At 50.4% G+C, this 17,195-nt stretch carries 20 protein-coding genes; 3 read left to right on the top strand and 17 right to left on the bottom strand.

Annotated features, from left to right (window positions below):
• Window positions 1–23 precede the first annotated feature (23 nt).
• The 3 genes from yfcD to yfcF all read right to left on the bottom strand — a co-directional run bounded on the left by yfcD (window position 24) and on the right by yfcF (window position 2,005).
• The gene (gene yfcD / locus GC128_RS17035) at window positions 24–569 is read right to left on the bottom strand and encodes an NUDIX hydrolase YfcD (protein ID WP_151995340.1); all 546 of its coding nucleotides are present in this window, start codon (window positions 567–569) and stop codon (window positions 24–26) included.
• Window positions 570–752: 183 nt separating this feature from the next.
• Complete coding sequence (gene yfcE / locus GC128_RS17030; protein WP_151995306.1) at window positions 753–1,304, bottom strand: phosphodiesterase; 552 nt, start codon at window positions 1,302–1,304, stop codon at window positions 753–755.
• A 56-nt stretch (window positions 1,305–1,360) separates the two neighbouring features.
• Complete coding sequence (gene yfcF / locus GC128_RS17025) at window positions 1,361–2,005, bottom strand: glutathione transferase (RefSeq protein ID WP_151995305.1); 645 nt, start codon at window positions 2,003–2,005, stop codon at window positions 1,361–1,363.
• A gap of 151 nt (window positions 2,006–2,156) precedes the next feature.
• On the opposite strand from yfcF, the gene yfcG reads away from it, so the two are divergent.
• From yfcG to GC128_RS17010, 3 genes are all read left to right on the top strand, one after another.
• Entirely contained in the window at window positions 2,157–2,786 is a 630-nt protein-coding gene (gene yfcG, locus GC128_RS17020) for a GSH-dependent disulfide bond oxidoreductase (RefSeq protein ID WP_151995304.1), read from the top strand.
• Between the two features lie 92 nt (window positions 2,787–2,878).
• Entirely contained in the window at window positions 2,879–3,244 is a 366-nt protein-coding gene (gene folX / locus GC128_RS17015) for a dihydroneopterin triphosphate 2'-epimerase (RefSeq protein ID WP_151995303.1), read from the top strand.
• Window positions 3,245–3,266: 22 nt separating this feature from the next.
• Entirely contained in the window at window positions 3,267–4,160 is an 894-nt protein-coding gene (locus GC128_RS17010) for a TIGR01777 family oxidoreductase (protein WP_151995302.1), read from the top strand.
• Between the two features lie 36 nt (window positions 4,161–4,196).
• On the opposite strand, the gene hisP is transcribed toward GC128_RS17010, so the two are convergent.
• The 14 genes from hisP to GC128_RS16940 all read right to left on the bottom strand — a co-directional run bounded on the left by hisP (window position 4,197) and on the right by GC128_RS16940 (window position 17,192).
• Entirely contained in the window at window positions 4,197–4,970 is a 774-nt protein-coding gene (gene hisP / locus GC128_RS17005) for a histidine ABC transporter ATP-binding protein HisP (protein WP_151995301.1), read from the bottom strand.
• A gap of 10 nt (window positions 4,971–4,980) precedes the next feature.
• A complete protein-coding gene (locus tag GC128_RS17000) occupies window positions 4,981–5,697 on the bottom strand; it encodes an ABC transporter permease (RefSeq protein ID WP_151995300.1) in 717 nt (238 codons plus the stop codon).
• Window positions 5,694–6,380 carry a histidine ABC transporter permease HisQ gene (locus GC128_RS16995; RefSeq protein WP_134185133.1) on the bottom strand — a complete coding sequence of 229 codons (687 nt, stop codon included), beginning with the start codon at window positions 6,378–6,380 and terminating at the stop codon, window positions 5,694–5,696. The genes GC128_RS17000 and GC128_RS16995 overlap by 4 nt, the downstream gene beginning before the upstream one ends.
• Before the next feature lie 74 nt (window positions 6,381–6,454).
• The gene (gene hisJ / locus GC128_RS16990) at window positions 6,455–7,237 is read right to left on the bottom strand and encodes a histidine ABC transporter substrate-binding protein HisJ (protein ID WP_034458847.1); all 783 of its coding nucleotides are present in this window, start codon (window positions 7,235–7,237) and stop codon (window positions 6,455–6,457) included.
• Between the two features lie 297 nt (window positions 7,238–7,534).
• Complete coding sequence (gene argT / locus GC128_RS16985) at window positions 7,535–8,317, bottom strand: lysine/arginine/ornithine ABC transporter substrate-binding protein ArgT (protein WP_151995299.1); 783 nt, start codon at window positions 8,315–8,317, stop codon at window positions 7,535–7,537.
• 295 nt (window positions 8,318–8,612) lie between these two features.
• Window positions 8,613–9,182, bottom strand: a complete 570-nt coding sequence (locus tag GC128_RS16980) for a UbiX family flavin prenyltransferase (RefSeq protein WP_151995298.1) — start codon at window positions 9,180–9,182, stop codon at window positions 8,613–8,615.
• A gap of 110 nt (window positions 9,183–9,292) precedes the next feature.
• Window positions 9,293–10,810, bottom strand: a complete 1,518-nt coding sequence (gene purF, locus GC128_RS16975) for an amidophosphoribosyltransferase (protein ID WP_064512741.1) — start codon at window positions 10,808–10,810, stop codon at window positions 9,293–9,295.
• 91 nt (window positions 10,811–10,901) lie between these two features.
• Window positions 10,902–11,390, bottom strand: coding sequence for a colicin V production protein (cvpA, locus tag GC128_RS16970; RefSeq protein WP_034458856.1), 489 nt, complete (start codon window positions 11,388–11,390; stop codon window positions 10,902–10,904).
• 165 nt (window positions 11,391–11,555) lie between these two features.
• A complete protein-coding gene (dedD, locus tag GC128_RS16965; protein ID WP_151995297.1) occupies window positions 11,556–12,284 on the bottom strand; it encodes a cell division protein DedD in 729 nt (242 codons plus the stop codon).
• On the bottom strand, window positions 12,274–13,542 hold the full coding sequence (gene folC / locus GC128_RS16960) for a bifunctional tetrahydrofolate synthase/dihydrofolate synthase (protein WP_151995296.1): 1,269 nt from the start codon (window positions 13,540–13,542) through the stop codon (window positions 12,274–12,276). The genes dedD and folC overlap by 11 nt, the downstream gene beginning before the upstream one ends.
• Window positions 13,543–13,619: 77 nt before the next feature.
• On the bottom strand, window positions 13,620–14,540 hold the full coding sequence (gene accD, locus GC128_RS16955) for an acetyl-CoA carboxylase, carboxyltransferase subunit beta (protein ID WP_064512747.1): 921 nt from the start codon (window positions 14,538–14,540) through the stop codon (window positions 13,620–13,622).
• Window positions 14,541–14,678: 138 nt separating this feature from the next.
• On the bottom strand, window positions 14,679–15,338 hold the full coding sequence (locus GC128_RS16950; protein WP_151995295.1) for a DedA family protein: 660 nt from the start codon (window positions 15,336–15,338) through the stop codon (window positions 14,679–14,681).
• Window positions 15,339–15,363: 25 nt separating this feature from the next.
• Window positions 15,364–16,179, bottom strand: coding sequence for a tRNA pseudouridine(38-40) synthase TruA (gene truA, locus GC128_RS16945; RefSeq protein ID WP_151995294.1), 816 nt, complete (start codon window positions 16,177–16,179; stop codon window positions 15,364–15,366).
• On the bottom strand, window positions 16,179–17,192 hold the full coding sequence (locus tag GC128_RS16940) for an aspartate-semialdehyde dehydrogenase (RefSeq protein ID WP_151995293.1): 1,014 nt from the start codon (window positions 17,190–17,192) through the stop codon (window positions 16,179–16,181). The genes truA and GC128_RS16940 overlap by 1 nt, the downstream gene beginning before the upstream one ends.
• Between the last annotated feature and the right edge of the window lie 3 nt (window positions 17,193–17,195).

Raw genomic sequence — 17,195 nt, 5'->3', positions numbered from 1 at the left:
ATGTCCAGGTAAAACTAAATAAATTACTCCGCAGCAGCCGTGTGCTGGGATTCATTTTTCGCATTGCGGGTCATCCACAACGCCAGTGCTTTAAGAGAGTCCGGCGTAAAGTCGTCACAGCGGGCTGTAATCTCTTCCGGCGACATCCAGCGTACTTCGCTGACTTCTTCTTCCTGCAACGCAAACGGGCCATGAGAAACACAGCTAAACAGGCTTCCCCATACGCGGCAGTTGGTGTCCTCAAAGTAGAACTGACCATGCTCGGCAAATGGCACACCGGCAATACCCAACTCCTCCTCAGCTTCACGACGTGCTGAGTCCAGCAGTTGTTCATCAGCCTGGACTACGCCACCAGCGGTAGCATCCAGCATGCCCGGCATAAAATCTTTGGTTTCGGTACGACGCTGCACCAAAATCTTCCCCATACCATCATGCACAACGATATAAGTCGCGCGATGGCGCAAACGCTGCGCGCGCATTTGCTCGCGGCTTGCTTGCGCGATTACTTCATTGTCTTCATTGACAATATCTACCCATTCCATGCCAACAAAATGACTCTGTTCCGCCATTGGGGAAACCTTATTCAGGGCGCTCTTTGGCGCGTAATCGGTTATACCTGTCATCCTTCAAGCCGCAGGGGCGTTGGCTGCGCTCACTTACCCAAATCACTTACTCAAGTAAGCTCATTGGGATAAGTTCCCTTACCGCCTGGCTGCAACTCGAATGCTAACAGGTCTAAATTTTGAAGTAAGTTACGGGGTAATCTCGACCTGTGCAATAACCCCAGCGTTATTCAGTGCGTGAACGCTCAGAACACCGTCGTTTAGCATGCCGTAACTCGCTTCAAAGCCGCCTTTAGGGATACTCACCGAGCCCGGATTAAAGAGATAGACCGTGTCTTGCTTCTCAGCCAGTGGAAGATGAGTATGACCAAAAACCAAAACATCGTTTTCTGCCAGTGGTGGCAATTTATCAGGGTTATACAGATGACCATGCGTCACAAATAAACGCTGGTCCTCCATCAATATTTGTTGCCAGGGTGCAGTAATCGGAAAATGAAGCAGCATCTGGTCAACTTCACTGTCACAGTTACCACGAACCGCGATAATTCTGTCCGCAATGCTGTTGAAACGCTCAGCAACAGCGCCAGGATTGTAGCCCACCGGTAGCGCATTTCGCGGCCCATGATTCAGCACATCACCCAGCAATATTAACCATTTAGCACAACTGCGCTCAAAATGTGCCAGCACCTGCTCTGTTGCGGGTAACGATCCGTGAATATCCGAGGCAAACATCAGCTTCATAAAGCCCTATTCCTGTTAATGGTAAGCGGAATTATCATAGCGAATTATGGGGCTAATCAGCCAGAATGCTTTGCGGAAAGTGCCAGAAAACGCTGCACAGAAGCACGCTGCCACTGGAAGGCTGCATACTCTTCCAGCCGATCAGGGACTTCATCGCCATTGAGAATCAAACGATTAAGCATCAATGCCAGGTCGGTATCGGCAATCGACCACTCACCAAGAATATTTTGTTGGCCGACAGGCAACAACTTTTCTACCATCGTTATTAGTTTTTGAGCGGCTATCTGACCTTTCTCCGTCAGCGGCGGTTTCTTCACGCCTGCGAAAATCACGTCGGTTGAACGCTCTTCACGAATTGGCATTAAATCACTGCGGATCCAGGCCTGGATTTGTCTTGCCCGGGCGCGTTTTTCCAAGTCATGCGGATAAATACGCTCCCAGGTTGGCGGAGCAAAACGCTCTTCAAGATATTCAGTAATGGCGGAGGATTCACTCAGTAGAAAATCATCGACTTCTAAAGCGGGAACGCGGCGCGTCAAATCATAGCCTTTCCAGCCAGGTTGCAGGTTTTGCCCGCTATTCAGATCAATCGTTTGCAGCTTAAAGTTCAGGCCTTTCTCTTTGAGTGCAACGTAGACAGACATCACGTACGGGCTAAAAAAATTCGCATCGGACCAAAGTGTTATTGTCGGCTGGCTCATAATATCCCCATGATTTCGTTTCCCAGGCTATTGAACATATAGCGGAAAATGGCAACTGTCACTTGAGCAAAAATCATCTACGAAGCACTTTTTTCAAAAAGTCTATACTCCATAGGTTTAAGAAAAATACTGATATCAGGATGGGAATGACATGATTGACCTCTACTACGCACCGACACCAAACGGCCACAAAATCACGCTGTTTCTGGAAGAGACGGGCCTGGACTACGCCATTCATCGTATTGATATTGGCAAGGGAGATCAGTTTCAGCCTGCCTTTTTAGCGATTTCTCCGAACAATAAAATTCCGGCGATTATCGACAACCACCCTTTGGACGGCGGCGGCCCACTGAGCTTGTTTGAATCCGGTGAAATCCTGCTGTATTTAGCAGAAAAAACCAACGAACTATTAAGCAAAGACTTGCGCGAACGCACCCACACATTGCAGTGGCTATTCTGGCAAGTGGGGGGCTTTGGCCCAATGCTTGGTCAGAATCATCACTTCAATCACTTCGCACCGCAGCCCGTACCCTATGCCATTGAGCGTTACCAGGTTGAAACCCAACGCTTGTACGGCGTTCTGAATAAGCAGCTTGAGAAAACTCCATGGCTGGGCGGTAACGAATACAGCATCGCTGATATTGCCACTTATCCGTGGACGGTTTCCCATGAGCGCCAGCGCATCAATCTGGCGCACTTCCCTGCCGTTCAAAACTGGTTTGAGCGAATCCGCTCACGCCCGGCAACCGAACGCGCCTATGAGAAAGCGCAGCAAAACTGAACCCTGCGCGCCCGACAAGGCGCGCAATTTTTTTCCTCATCTAATTTGGGTATAGTCTGCGATGGAAAATAACTACATGGAGCACACCTGCAATGTCCCCACAACCAGACGCAATTATTCGAATCAAAAATTTACGCCTGCGCACCTTCATTGGTATCAAGGAAGAAGAAATTGCCAATCGCCAGGATATAGTCATTAACGTCGCCATTCATTACCCGGCGGACAAAGCCCGCGCCAGCGAAGATATCAACGACGCACTGAATTACCGCACTATCACTAAACAAATCATTCAGTTGGTAGAGAACCATCGCTTCTCATTATTGGAAAAATTAACTCAGGATGTGCTCGACATCGCATGCGATCATCCGTGGGTATCTTATGCTGAAGTAGAGATCGATAAACTTCACGCGCTGCGCTATGCCGACTCAGTATCAATGACCATGAGTTGGCGAAAGTAAGCGCAAACAACTGGAGATGAGCATGCAGATACTGATTACCGGCGGAACCGGCCTGATTGGCAGCCATCTGGTACCGCGCTTGCTGGAATTAGGGCACGGTGTCACGATCGTCACCAGAAACCCCGACAAAGCGCGTACGCTTTTTGACCCCAAAGTCACATTCTGGAAAGGGTTGAACGACCATCAAAATCTTGATGGGTTCGATGCGGTGATCAATCTTGCAGGTGAACCGATTGCCGACAAACGCTGGACCGAGTCGCAAAAACAGCGCTTGTGTCAAAGCCGCTGGCAAATCACCGAACGCCTGGTTGAGATGTTTAAAGCAAGCCAGACGCCGCCTGCAGTGTTTATCTCTGGTTCTGCCGCCGGATATTATGGTGACCTCGGTGAAGTGGTCGTCAACGAAGATGAACCGCCACACAATGAATTTACCCATAAGCTGTGCGCCCGTTGGGAGCAAATTGCTTGTGGGGCACAGAGCGAGCACACGCGCGTCTGCCTGCTGCGTACCGGCGTAGTGTTAGCCCCCAAAGGCGGGATTCTGGCAAAACTGCTGCCGATATTCCGTTTAGGTCTGGGTGGGCCAATGGGTGATGGGCGGCAATATCTGGCGTGGATTCATATCGACGATATGGTGAACGGTATTTTGTGGCTGTTGGATAACGACCTGCGTGGGCCATTTAACATGGTTTCACCCTATCCGGTGCGCAATGAACAGTTCTCTCATGCTCTCGGCCATGTACTGAATCGCCCGGCATTTATACGCGCACCGGCAACCGCAGTCAGGATGATGATGGGTGAATCTTCGGTGTTAGTTTTAGGCGGGCAACGCGCGTTGCCAAAGCGGCTTGAAGAGTCCGGGTTTGGCTTCCGTTGGTATGATCTGGAAGAGGCGCTGGGGGATGTAGTGCGTTAATATTCAAGTCCCGCCGCAACGGCGGGACTTTCAATATTACTTCAACGATCCCGACAAGAACTGCTGCAAACGGGCGCTTTTCGGGTTTCCAAATAACTCTTCTGGCGTCCCCTCTTCTTCGATTAATCCCTGATGCAGGAAAATCACATGGTTTGAAACGTGGCGCGCAAAATCCATCTCATGCGTTACCACTACCATCGTTTTCCCCTCTTCGGCCAGTTTCTGCATGATACGTAACACTTCGCCTACCAGTTCAGGATCAAGCGCGGAGGTCGGTTCATCGAACAGCAATACTTCAGGTTCCATCGCCAGTGCACGGGCGATAGAGACACGCTGCTGCTGGCCGCCGGAAAGATGTACCGGGTACTTAATCTGCTGGCGCTCGTCAATGCCAACTTTCGCCAGATACTTCACTGCACGCTCTTTCGCTTCTTGCTTGCTCAGGCCAAGCACCTGAATCGGCGCTTCCATGACGTTTTCCAGCACCGTCATGTGGCTCCACAAGTTGAAATGCTGGAATACCATCGTCAGACGCGTGCGTAGTAAACGAAGCTGATTTTTATCGGCAACTTTTAACTGTCCGTCGGTATCACGCACCAGATTAATGTTCTGGTTATTGACAACAATCGTCCCTTCACTCGGTTTTTCGAGGAAGTTAATGCAGCGTAAAAAGGTACTTTTACCTGAGCCCGATGAACCAATGATGCTTATCACATCACCAGCATTAGCCTGTAAAGAGACACCTTTGAGCACTTCATGTTGGCCGTAGCGCTTGTGCAGGTCGGTAACGCTTAATTTTTTATCAGTCATCGTTGAACACTCAATGTGTTGAGCTTGGTTTAATATGCTGCAACCAGCGTTGCTCCGCCTTGCGGAACAATCTAATCAGCACATAAGAAATGCACAGGTACAGAACCGCAGCAATCCCAAAAGCGGTAAACGGCTGGTAAGTTGCGGAGTTGATATCGCGGGCGATCTTCAGGAGATCCGGCACCGTGGCGGTAAACGCCAGTGCGGTGGAGTGCAGCATCAAAATCACTTCGTTGCTGTACGCAGGCAGTGCGATACGCAGCGCTGAAGGCAGAATAATGCAGCGATACATTTTGAATGGCGAGAAACCATATGCGCGCCCGGCTTCAATTTCACCATGCGGTACAGCACGGATAGCCCCGGCAAAGATTTCGGTGGTGTACGCACAAGTATTGAGTGTCAGCGCGAGGACCGTACAGTTCAGGCCACTGCGGAAAAACTCATTGAGCAATACCGTGCCTTTCACCACTTCCAGCGTATACATGCCGGAGTAAAACACCAGCAACTGCACATACAGCGGTGTGCCACGGAAAATGTAGGTAAACAGCCAGATAGGGAACGCGATAAATTTGTTGCTGGATACGCGGCCGATGGCCAAAAACAGTGCCAGAATCCCGCCCATCACCACCGATGAAATCAGCAACCACAGCGTAATGGCAACCCCGGTAAACCGATAGCCATCAGTCCACAGCAGCGCCTTCCAATATTCGTGGAAAATATCCATCATAGCTCAGCCCTCTTCACGCCAACCGAGTAACGGCGTTCAAGCCAGAGCAACACACCATTCGATACCGTGGTAAAGAACAGATAAATGATCCCGGCGACAATCGCAAAGTAGAATGGCTGCCAGGTGCTTTTCCCGGCAAGCTGTGTCGCTTTCACCACATCTTCAAGCCCCAACAACGAGACCAGTGCGGTGGCTTTTAAAATGACCTGCCAGTTGTTACCTATGCCCGGTAGCGCGTAGCGCATCATGGCCGGGAAGAGAATGCGGCGGAAAGTTTGCGAACCTGTAAAACCAAAGGCGGTTGCCGCTTCAATGTGTCCTCTTGGAACAGCCATAAAAGCACCGCGGAACGTTTCGGTAAAATAGGCACCGTAGATAAAACCAAGCGTAATGATACCGGCAACCATTGGGTCGATATCAAACTGGGCAACGCCAAGCGAGTCGGTTAACACATTAAGCGCCATTTGCAGGCCATAGAAAATCAGCAGCATCAGCACCAGATCGGGCACGCCACGAATCAGCGTGGTGTAACCTTCAAACAGCATGGCTAACGGGCGATTTTTGGATAACTTAGCACCAGCTCCCGCCAGGCCAATAATAACGGCGAGGATAACGGAGCTTAGTGCCAGTTCCAGCGTGACGACAGCCCCTTTAAAAATGACTTCTGAAAAACCGTACAACATGGTGCGTATCCTGTCGTCAGTGTTTGCACAAACCTAACCTGCCCGCAGCGGGCAGGTTGAACCACTGGTGACTGTTAACCACCGTAAACATCGAAGTCGAAGTATTTCTTCGCTAACTTCTCGTAAGTTCCGTCTTTGCGCATTTCAGCAAATGCTTTGTTCAGTGCTTCACGCAGTTCGGTATCGTCTTTACGCAGACCCATACCGGTGCCAACACCAAACAGTTTGTCGTCTTTAACTGATGGGCCACCGAACTGGTAATTTGCGCCAACAGGTTGTTTCAGGAAGCCTTCGCTCGCAGCCACTTCGTCCTGGAATGCGGCGTCAATACGGCCTGCCGTCAGGTCAGCGTAAATAGAGTCCTGGCCTTGATAAGAGACAATTTCGATGCCTTTCGGGGCCCAATGCTCATTACCGTAGGTTTCTTGCGTAGTGCCTTGCAGCACACCGACACGCTTACCTTTCAGAGACTGAAGAGTGGGTTGAATCGGCGAGCCTTTCGCAACCACTAAACGCGAGTCTGCAGCGTACAGTTTGTCGGTGAAGGCGATTTCTTGCTGGCGTTTTTCAGTAATAGAAAGCGACGACATAATCGCGTCGATTTTTTTCGCTTTCAACGAGGGGATCAGCGCATCCAGTGGGTTTTCCACGAAGGTACAATTAGTTTCGATGCGTTTGCAGAGTTCTTTTGCCAAATCGATATCAAAACCGACTAATTCCCCTTGAGCGTTTTTCGACTCAAACGGCGCGTAAGTTGGGTCAGTACCAATACGTACATTTTTTGGAATTGCGGCGAAAGCTGTGGAAACACTGGAAAATGCCAGTACCAAAGAAAGAGCGATGATCTGCTTGTTCATAATTATCCTCGAGTAGACCGTATATTTTGCGCGATTGCTTTTTAACCGGATAAAATTGCATGTTTCATGCCAATTTATGCATACCAATATAGTGTTTTTTCAAGCGGATGGCGCGCCCTGTTTCAGGAGCACTTTCACTTGAAAAGCACGTCACACCAATAGGATGCAAGTAAAACACCATTTTGGTGCATCAGCAATAATTTGCACTAAGGGAGTGCAAGTAGAATCAGGTTAGATTGCAATTCTATTCAGCCCGGCCATGAAAGCCATAACCGGGCTACAGACTACGGGATAAGGTTATTCACCGTAAACATTAAAATCGAAGTACTTCTTAGCAAATTTGTCGTAAGTACCGTCTTTACGCATTTCTGCCAGCGCTTTATCGAACGCCGCTTTCAGCTCTACGTCGTCTTTACGCAAGCCAATGCCGGTGCCGTCACCAAAGTACAGTTTGTTTTTCACAGATGGGCCAGCAAACTGATAGTCTTTACCCGCAGGCAGTTTCAGGAAGCCTTCGCTTGCAGCGGTTTCATCCTGGAATGCCGCATCAAGGCGGCCAGCAGCCAGGTCGGAATAGATCAGATCCTGGTTTGCGTAAGGCACCACATCGATACCTTTGCTACGCCATTCAGCGTTGGCATATGCTTCTTGGGTAGAGCCTTGCAACACACCGATGTGCTTGCCTTTGAGTGACTCAAGAGTTGGCTGAACCGGAGAGCCTTTAACAGCAATCAGGCGTGAATCAGCAGCGTAAAGTTTGTCTGAGAAGGCAATCTCTTTCTGGCGTTTTTCAGTAATGGAAAGCGAGGAGATGATACCGTCGATTTTCTTCGCTTTAAGCGATGGGATCAGCGCATCAAAGTCGCTTCCTACCCACGTACATTTAGTATTGATGCGTTTACACAGCTCATTGCCGAGATCGATATCGAAACCAACAAAATCCCCTTTCGCGTCTTTAGATGAGAACGGTGCATATGTGGTGTCCGTACCAAGACGAATGCTCTGCGGAATGGCTGCGAAGACGCTTGCGGTGGCACTCAGGCCAAGCAGTAATGACAGAGCGAGAACTTGCTTTTTCATACATAACCCTCAGGTGGCTGATCTTATTATGTGTAACGTCGTGTTGTGTTTGTTTTGTGTTGCAGACCAGAGTTGCAGTTCCCATGCCACTTTTTCTTGCGTGAAAGAAAGTGCGCGGTTTTGTGTTAAATAAAAGTTACAACTCTGTCACGAGAATGAAAGATAGCAGGTCTGGTATGAGGGAAAAGCATTAACGGTGGAAAATAGCGGATAAATGTTCTGGAAGTGATCGGGGTTACAAAATCGCCCCATTTTGAGGCGAAGCGTTTTGTGATGCACCACACTGGCGCAATATTTATGCGCCTTTCCAGCGTGTGAACAAGTCCTGCGGGAGCTCAATATCAAACTGGTCGAGTACCCGGTTGACCGTCTGGTCGATGATGTCCTGCACGCTTTGCGGACGATGATAAAACGCCGGCATTGGCGGCATAATCACCGCACCCAATTCGGCGGCCTGGGTCATTAAACGCAAATGGCCAAGATGCAGCGGCGTTTCACGCACGCAAAGCACCAATGGACGACGCTCTTTTAGCACCACATCCGCCGCACGCGTCAGCAGGCCATCGGTATAGCTGTGGACAATGCCAGAAAGGGTTTTAATAGAACAAGGCAATATCACCATGCCGTGCGTCTTAAAAGAGCCTGAAGAGAGGCTGGCGGCGATATCACGGGCGTCGTGAACCACATCGGCGAGAGCCTGAACTTCGCGCAGGGAAATATCGGTTTCTAATGCAAGGGTCTGGCGAGCCGCGTTACTCAGAATGAGATGAGTTTCGATATCGGGTAATTGTTGCAGCACCTGAAGCAGTCGCACACCGTAGATTGCACCACTGGCCCCTGAAATCCCAACAATTAACCGTTTCATATTTTAGTTCGCCCGAGGAGTTTATCTGGGCTGACTTTGCCGCAAGATGGGCAGGGATGCAAGAAATGGTAACCCTCTCCTTCCGGGAGAGGGTTAAGGTGAGGATGGCTTTAACCCTCGTTGTGCATCTCTAAGTTTTCCACTTCGTTCTGACGGGCAATCGCTTGTGAATCGTCATTACGCAGCGACTCAAGATATTCAAGGTATTCGTGATCCACATCTTTGGTCACGTAGATACCGTTGAACACCGAGCATTCAAACTGCGTAATATCGGGATTCTCAACACGTACAGCCTCAATCAGATCGTTCAGATCCTGGAAAATCAGACCATCGGCACCAATCAGCTGACGGATCTCGTCAACTTCACGGCCGTGAGCAATCAGTTCGTTAGCACTTGGCATGTCGATGCCGTATACGTTCGGGAAGCGAATCTCTGGTGCTGCGGAAGCGAGATACACTTTTTTCGCACCTGCTTCACGTGCCATCTCGATAATCTGCTCAGAAGTAGTGCCGCGAACGATAGAGTCATCCACCAGCAGAACATTCTTATCGCGGAACTCTGCACGGTTGGCGTTGAGTTTACGACGTACAGACTTACGACGCAGTTGCTGGCCCGGCATGATAAATGTACGGCCAACGTAACGGTTCTTCACGAAGCCCTGGCGATATGGCTTGTCGAGAATACGGGCGATTTCCAGCGCGATGTCGCAGGAGGTTTCTGGAATCGGGATAACCACATCGATATCCAGATCTTCCCACTCGCGGGCAATTTTCTCACCGAGTTTTTTGCCCATCTCAACGCGTGCGCTGTAAACGGAAATCTTGTCGATAAAGGAGTCCGGACGCGCGAAGTAGACGTATTCGAATAGGCAAGGGTTGCTGGTTGGATTATCGGCACACTGGCGGGTGAACAACTGCCCTTTCTCAGTGATGTACACCGCTTCACCTGGTGCGATATCACGCAGGAATTCGAAGCCCAGGGTATCAAGCGCAACGCTTTCGGAAGCCACCATATATTCAGTGCGACCGTCGTTCAAATCACGCTTGCCCATTACGAGTGGGCGGATGCCGTTTGGATCGCGGAACGCAACCATACCGTGGCCGATGATCATCGCAACGCAAGCATAAGCACCACGAATCTGGCGGTTAGTCGCGGCAATGGCGGCAAAAATATTGTCTGCTTCCAGCGGATAGTTACGGAAATTATCCAACTCACTGGCAAAAATATTCAGCAGGATTTCAGAATCGGAAGTGGTGTTAATGTGACGACGCTTTTCTTCGAACAGCTTCTGGCGCAGTTCGTGGGCGTTAGTCAGGTTACCGTTGTGTGCAAGGGTAATGCCGTACGGAGAGTTAACATAGAAAGGCTGGGCTTCAGAAGCGCTGGAACTACCCGCTGTAGGGTATCGCACATGACCAATGCCCATGTTTCCTTGTAGGCGTTGCATGTGAATGGCACCAAATACATCACTCACCAGTCCATTAGCTTTACGCAGACGAAAACAGTTTAAAGCATCAATGGTGACGATGCCTGCGGCATCTTGTCCACGATGCTGAAGCACCGTTAACGCATCATAGATAGACTGGTTTACCGGCATGAAACCGGCGATACCGACAATACCGCACATGTTGTCTTTTCCTCATCGTGAGTCTGTTCTTCTGGTGTTATTTGAAAATAAAATAGCCAGAAAAATCAGACTCTAAGCCATAACCCCCGCCCTAAGGCCGAGGCAAGAAACTTGACGAGCTTTGCAGATAGTCAAAGAACCATCTGATGATGAAACTGAATTGCGGGATAAGCTGCGACTTTTGCCAGTCGTCACTCTTCGAAAAACCAGTAAACGTATCAAGAAAGAACAGAATGGCGGCGACGATCAATGCTCCACGTAAAGCACCGAAACAGATCCCCAACACCCTGTCTGTACCCGACAGGCCGGTTTTCTCAACCAGTGCGCTAATCACATAATTGACTATCGCACCGACAATGAGTGTCGCGATAAAGAGTATCGCGATAGCTATTCCATTACGTACCAGTTCGTCTTCAAAGCCTGTGAACCAGACTGACAGGTAAGTGTAGTAATGACTGGCGACAAAGAAAGCACAACCCCAGGTCACCAGCGATAACGCTTCACGCACAAACCCACGAATAACACTAATCAGAGCCGAAAAACCGATGACTGCAATAATGGCGTAATCTATCCAGACCATGAACAAATCTCACGACAAATCGCCCTGACGTCCAGTTCGGGGCGCATTCTAACAGAAAAAGAAAACGTTTGCGTAGGGATTTCCTTCCCTCGCGTAAATAAATAATGGCGTTGAAAAAATGCTCAACGCCATTAAGAATTTGCCCTAAATCCCGCCTCTGCGGGTTTATCTGGCCGTGTAAGTCATCACCACACCGTTCAGCCCGGAAAGCGAATTCAGCTCGCCCAAAGACGACTTAAGTTTGTCTTTCGAAGCGTCCGGCCCCACCAAAATACGGGTAACTTTCCCCTGCACTGGTGTAGACGGTGACGTGTAAGCACGGAACCCAGCGCCGCGTAGTTTACCAACAATTTCATTCACTTTGTCGGCATTCTTTAATGCACCTAGTTGCACGACGTAAGCTTTGCCGGTTGGCGCTTGTTCGGTCGCTTCTTGCTTCACAGGTTTTGCAGGCGCAGGTGGTTCTTCGTTCATCATCGCCAGACGTTCTGCCGTTTGATCAATCTCAGCCCTACTCTGCGGTTTTTCGACCTGCTTAGGTTTCGGTTTCTCAACGACAGGTTGCGGTTTTGGTTGAGCACGGGCGACCGGAACTTCATCAATACCCGCACCACCATCACTCGGCAGTGAGGCGATATCTAATCCTGGTGCTGCTGCCGTACCCGCTCTCACCTCTTCGGCGGCACCTTCAGGTGGCTGAGAAGGGAGTGCCTGAGTTGCAACAGGCAACATATCCGGCTCAGCGGTATCCCCAGGTTTTGGAACCAGAGGAATGGCTGCAAATTCATCCTGATAATGTTTTTTCTGACCATCGAGTAGCCCTGGCAGGATAATGACCCCCAGTGCGACCAAAATGATGGTCCCTACTAATCGATTTTGAAACTTACTCGCCACCTGTTTTCTCCGCGTCCAGCGCTTCCATTACGTGGGCTACTGTATGAAATGAACCACACACCAGCACGGTATCATCCCCTGTTGCTGAACTCATCGCAGCATTCCAGGCTTGCGCCACTGTGCCGTAGACTTCACCCTGGCCCAGATGCTCAATCAACTGTTCAGCACTCGCACCTCGCGGCCCTTCCAGAGGAGCACAATACCAGCTATCAACTTGAGGAGACAAATTTGCCAGCGTACCGGCGATGTCTTTGTCGTGCAGCATGCCAATTACCGCCAACACGCGCCCACGCTTGGGTAGCTGTGCAAGGCGCCCGGCAAGATAGGCCGCCGCGTGGGGATTATGCGCCACATCGAGAATAACCAACGGTGACTGCGAAATAATCTGGAAACGGCCCGGTAACGTCGCCTCTTTAATCCCTTGAATAATAACTTCATTACTGACATTTAGCTGGCTTGCGCGCAATGCAGCCAGCGCGGTTGCAGCATTAGGCTGCGGGACTAGTGGCAACGGCAAGCCGTTGAGTTCACCCTGAGCATCTTTAAAGCTCCAGCTGTTCTCACCAACCTCATAAGACCAGTCGACATCACGGCGCAGCAGATGAGCGCCCTTTTCAGCCGCCACATCAGCAATAGTGTGTGGCATATCTGGCTCGCCCACCACAGCAGGTTTACCACCACGGAAGACTCCTGCTTTTTCACGTCCGATACTTTCACGGTCTGGCCCCAGCCAGTCGGTGTGGTCCAGCGCGATACTGGTCACGACCGCTACATCGGCATCGACAATATTGGTCGCATCCAGGCGACCACCCAGGCCGACTTCAAGAATCACCACGTCCACAGCCAGTTGCTTAAACAACAATAGCGCTGACAAGGTGCTGTATTCAAAATAGGTCAGCGATGTCTCACCGCGTGCCGCTTCAATCTGAGCAAATGCCGCCGTGTGGTAAACCTCGTCCAACTCTTCGCTTTGCACGCGGACACGCTCGGTGTAACGCACCAGATGCGGTGAGCTGTAGACACCAACACTATATCCCGCCGCCATCAACACCTTTTCCAGGGTGCGGCAAGTCGTGCCTTTGCCATTGGTTCCAGCCACGGTAAACACCGTCGGTGCAGGTTTTAAGACATCAAGTGTCGCTGCAACTTTTTTTACGCGGTCAAGACCAAGCTCGATAGTTTTTGAGTGGAGATTTTCCAGATAACAAAGCCACGTGGCCAGAGGCGACGTGGCTTGAGGAGTTTGAATTTTTTCCATGATGCCCGTTCTACTTACCGAGAGGATCGGTTCAAGAAAAAAGGCAGTTCCGCGAGCGGCCCTGCCTTTATTGACTATCAGGCCTCGTGACCTTCTTCCGGCGCTGCCGGAACCACAATCGGTTCACGCGGCGCTTCCGGATTTGGCGCAGGCTGATTTGTCAGCTTTGCCAGAACGCTTGCCAGTTTGAGGCGCATTTCTGGACGGCGGACGATCATGTCGATCGCCCCTTTTTCGATCAGGAACTCACTGCGCTGGAAGCCCGGCGGCAGTTTTTCACGAACGGTCTGCTCGATAACACGAGGACCCGCAAAGCCGATCAGTGCTTTTGGTTCAGCAATGTTCAGATCGCCTAACATTGCGAAGCTTGCAGAGACGCCGCCCATAGTCGGGTCAGTCAAAACCGAAATATACGGCAGACCGCGTTCCTGCATTTTTGCCAACGCTGCACTGGTTTTCGCCATCTGCATCAGCGACATCAGCGCCTCTTGCATACGTGCACCACCGGAAGCAGAGAAGCAGATCATCGGGCAGTTATCTTCCAGAGCCTGTTCCACAGCACGAACAAAACGCGCGCCGACAACAGAGCCCATAGAACCGCCCATAAAGGCAAACTCAAACGCCACAGCGACAACTGGCATGTTATAGAGCGTACCTTTCATGACCACCAGCGCGTCTTTCTCGCCAGTTTCTTTCTGAGCTGATGCCAGACGGTCTTTATATTTTTTAGAGTCTTTAAACTTGAGGATATCTTTTGGCTCAAGTTCACTACCCAATTCAAACATCGAGCCTTCATCTAACAGGCTGTGCAAGCGATCGCGCGCAGACATACGCATGTGGTGATCGCATTTTGGGCAGACTTCGAGATTGCGTTCCAGTTCGGCACGGTACAAAACCTGGCCACAGCTGTCGCACTTTGTCCACACCCCTTCAGGGATACTCGCCTTACGGGTAGGGGTGATATTGCTCTTATTGAGAATTCGTTCAATCCAGCTCATTGATGACCTTTCTGCTTGAACCTGGTCGATGCCAGTTTTTCTGTGGCAGAACTAGCTGCCCCAGACCATAAATGGTGCTCATTAAAACATAACGGCCCGCGACTTTGGATAAAAAAGTGGTCGAACCGCGCGATGGGGTTACTTTTGCAGGCGTTTGGTCGCGCGTTTGTGGCGAATAATTTCAACCACACCAGGCAGGACCGACAACACGATAATCGCCACAATCAGTAATTTCAGGTTTTCCTGCACAATTGGCAAATCGCCGAACAGGTAGCCTGCGTAGGTGAATAACAATACCCACAGCAACGCACCGGCAACGTTATACATCGCAAAATGGCGATAGGACATATGCCCCATCCCGGCGACAAACGGTGCAAAAGTTCGCACAATCGGTACGAAGCGCGCGAGGATAATCGTTTTTCCACCATGACGCTCGTAAAAAGCGTGTGTTTTATCAAGATAACTACGGCGGAAGATTTTTGAATTCGGATTACTGAACAGCTTTTCACCAAACAGCCGCCCAATAGTGTAGTTCACCGCATCCCCAACAATAGCTGCGATGATCATTAAAATCACCATGGTATGAACGTTCAGATCGTTGGTCGGCAATGCCGCCAGCGCACCGGCAACAAACAGCAGCGAATCACCGGGAAGGAATGGCGTCACCACCAGACCTGTCTCGCAAAACAGAATCAAAAACAGAATGGCATAAACCCAGACACCATACTGTGCAACCAACTCCGCTAAGTGCACATCAATGTGCAAAATAAAATCAATAATAAAGCGGATAAATTCCATCGTTATCTACCTTTCTCGACTGGCGTCAGTCTGCCAAAAAAAGAGGCCCCATCGGGGGTTTAGGTAATGCAAAGTAGTCAGGGTAATCAACAGAAACTAAGTACAAGCCTTCTGCTTTTCCGGTCGCCGCTGCAAGCTTACGATCTTTCGCCGCCAGCAATTCGGCCATCCAGTTCTCTTCTTGATTGCCACAACCAATTTCCATCAGGCTGCCGACAATGTTTCGCACCATGTGATGCACAAACGCATTGGCTTTGATATCCACCACCACGTATGAACCATAACGTGTGACGTTGATGTGCATCAGATTGCGCCAGGGTGTGCGCGACTGGCATTGCACGGCACGGAACGACGTAAAATCGTTCTCACCCAGCAAACATTGCGCTGCACGGTGCATACGTTCAGCATCCAGCGGATGATAAAAATGCGTCACCCCCTGCCCCATCACTGCAGGACGTAGCCGCTCGTTATAGATGACATAACGATAACGGCGCGCCGTGGCGCTGAAGCGCGCGTGAAAATCATCGGGCACAGCTTTAACCCAACGCACCGCAATGTCACCAGGTAAATTCGCATTTGCACCAAGCGTCCATGCCGCATCTTTACGCTGCACACGCGTTTCAAAGTGCACCACCTGGCCGGTGGCGTGTACGCCAGCGTCGGTACGTCCGGCGCAGAATACATTTATTGGCTCATCAGCCACTTTAGAGAGCGCTTTTTCGAGCTTCTCTTGCACGCTGCGCACTTCATTCTGGCGCTGCCAGCCGTAATATTTGCTACCGTCGTATTCAATGCCGAGTGCAATCTTGTTGAGTGGTGTTTGGTGCAACTCGTCGGACATTAGTACATATACTCCTGCACTAATTTCTCAGCCGTTTTCACCGCCATCAACGCACCGCCGAAACGAACGTTATCGGCAACTGACCAGAATTGAATCTGCTCAGGCATACCGTAATCGTTGTGGATACAGCCGATTGAAAGGTGCGAACTGCCGGAAGCATCGGAAACCTGAGTAGGGAAATCGCCCTCTTCAGAAAGTTCGATATCTTCAAACTGGATATACGCGTCACGCGCTTCTTCAGAGGCAAGCGGGCGCATGGCTTCAAAGTTCACCATTTGCGCATGGCCATAAAACACCGGGGCCTGGACGAAGCTGGCCGAAATGATCACACCTTCATCCTGCAAGACTTTACGCACTTCGTTCACTAAGCGGCGCTCGACAGGAATGCTGCCTTCTGCGTCAGGCACTAACGGCAGCATGTTGAAAGCTAACTGGCGACCAAACAAATCGGCATCTTCAATTGGCAAACCGTTCAGCAGACGAGCGCTCTGCCCGGCCAGCGCATCGACGGCACTTTTCCCACGCCCAGAGGCTGCCAGTAAATTGGTGACCTGAATACGTGATAAACCACCTTGTTCGATAAGCGGTTTCAGGGCTGTCAGGAGTTGGCTGGTCAGGCTATCAGCAACAGCAACCAGGTTGCGATTACGGTATTCACCCAACACAAATGGATTCACGTCAGGTACTACCAGCGGGACATCGTGTTCCATGGCGAACAGGCCACTGGAGTCGATAACCAGGCAACCGGCATTCGTGGCTTCTTCAACATAACGCGCAGAAGCTTCAACACCCGCAACGAAGAACGCCAATTGAACCTGAGTCCAGTCAAATGATTCAGCATCCTGAACCATCACGGTTTTGCCTTCATAACGAATATTTTCACCGGCGCTTTCATTACGCGCCAGGGCATACAATTCACCAACCGGGAACTGGCGTTCGGCAAGCAGTTCGATCACAGCTGCGCCTACGGCACCCGTGGCACCTAAAACGGCAATATTCCAGCCTTCAGACATGTT

This window comes from Buttiauxella massiliensis (assembly GCF_902500225.1).
Classification (GTDB): domain Bacteria; phylum Pseudomonadota; class Gammaproteobacteria; order Enterobacterales; family Enterobacteriaceae; genus Buttiauxella; species Buttiauxella massiliensis.
This window is presented reverse-complemented; position numbering and strand designations above follow the sequence as displayed.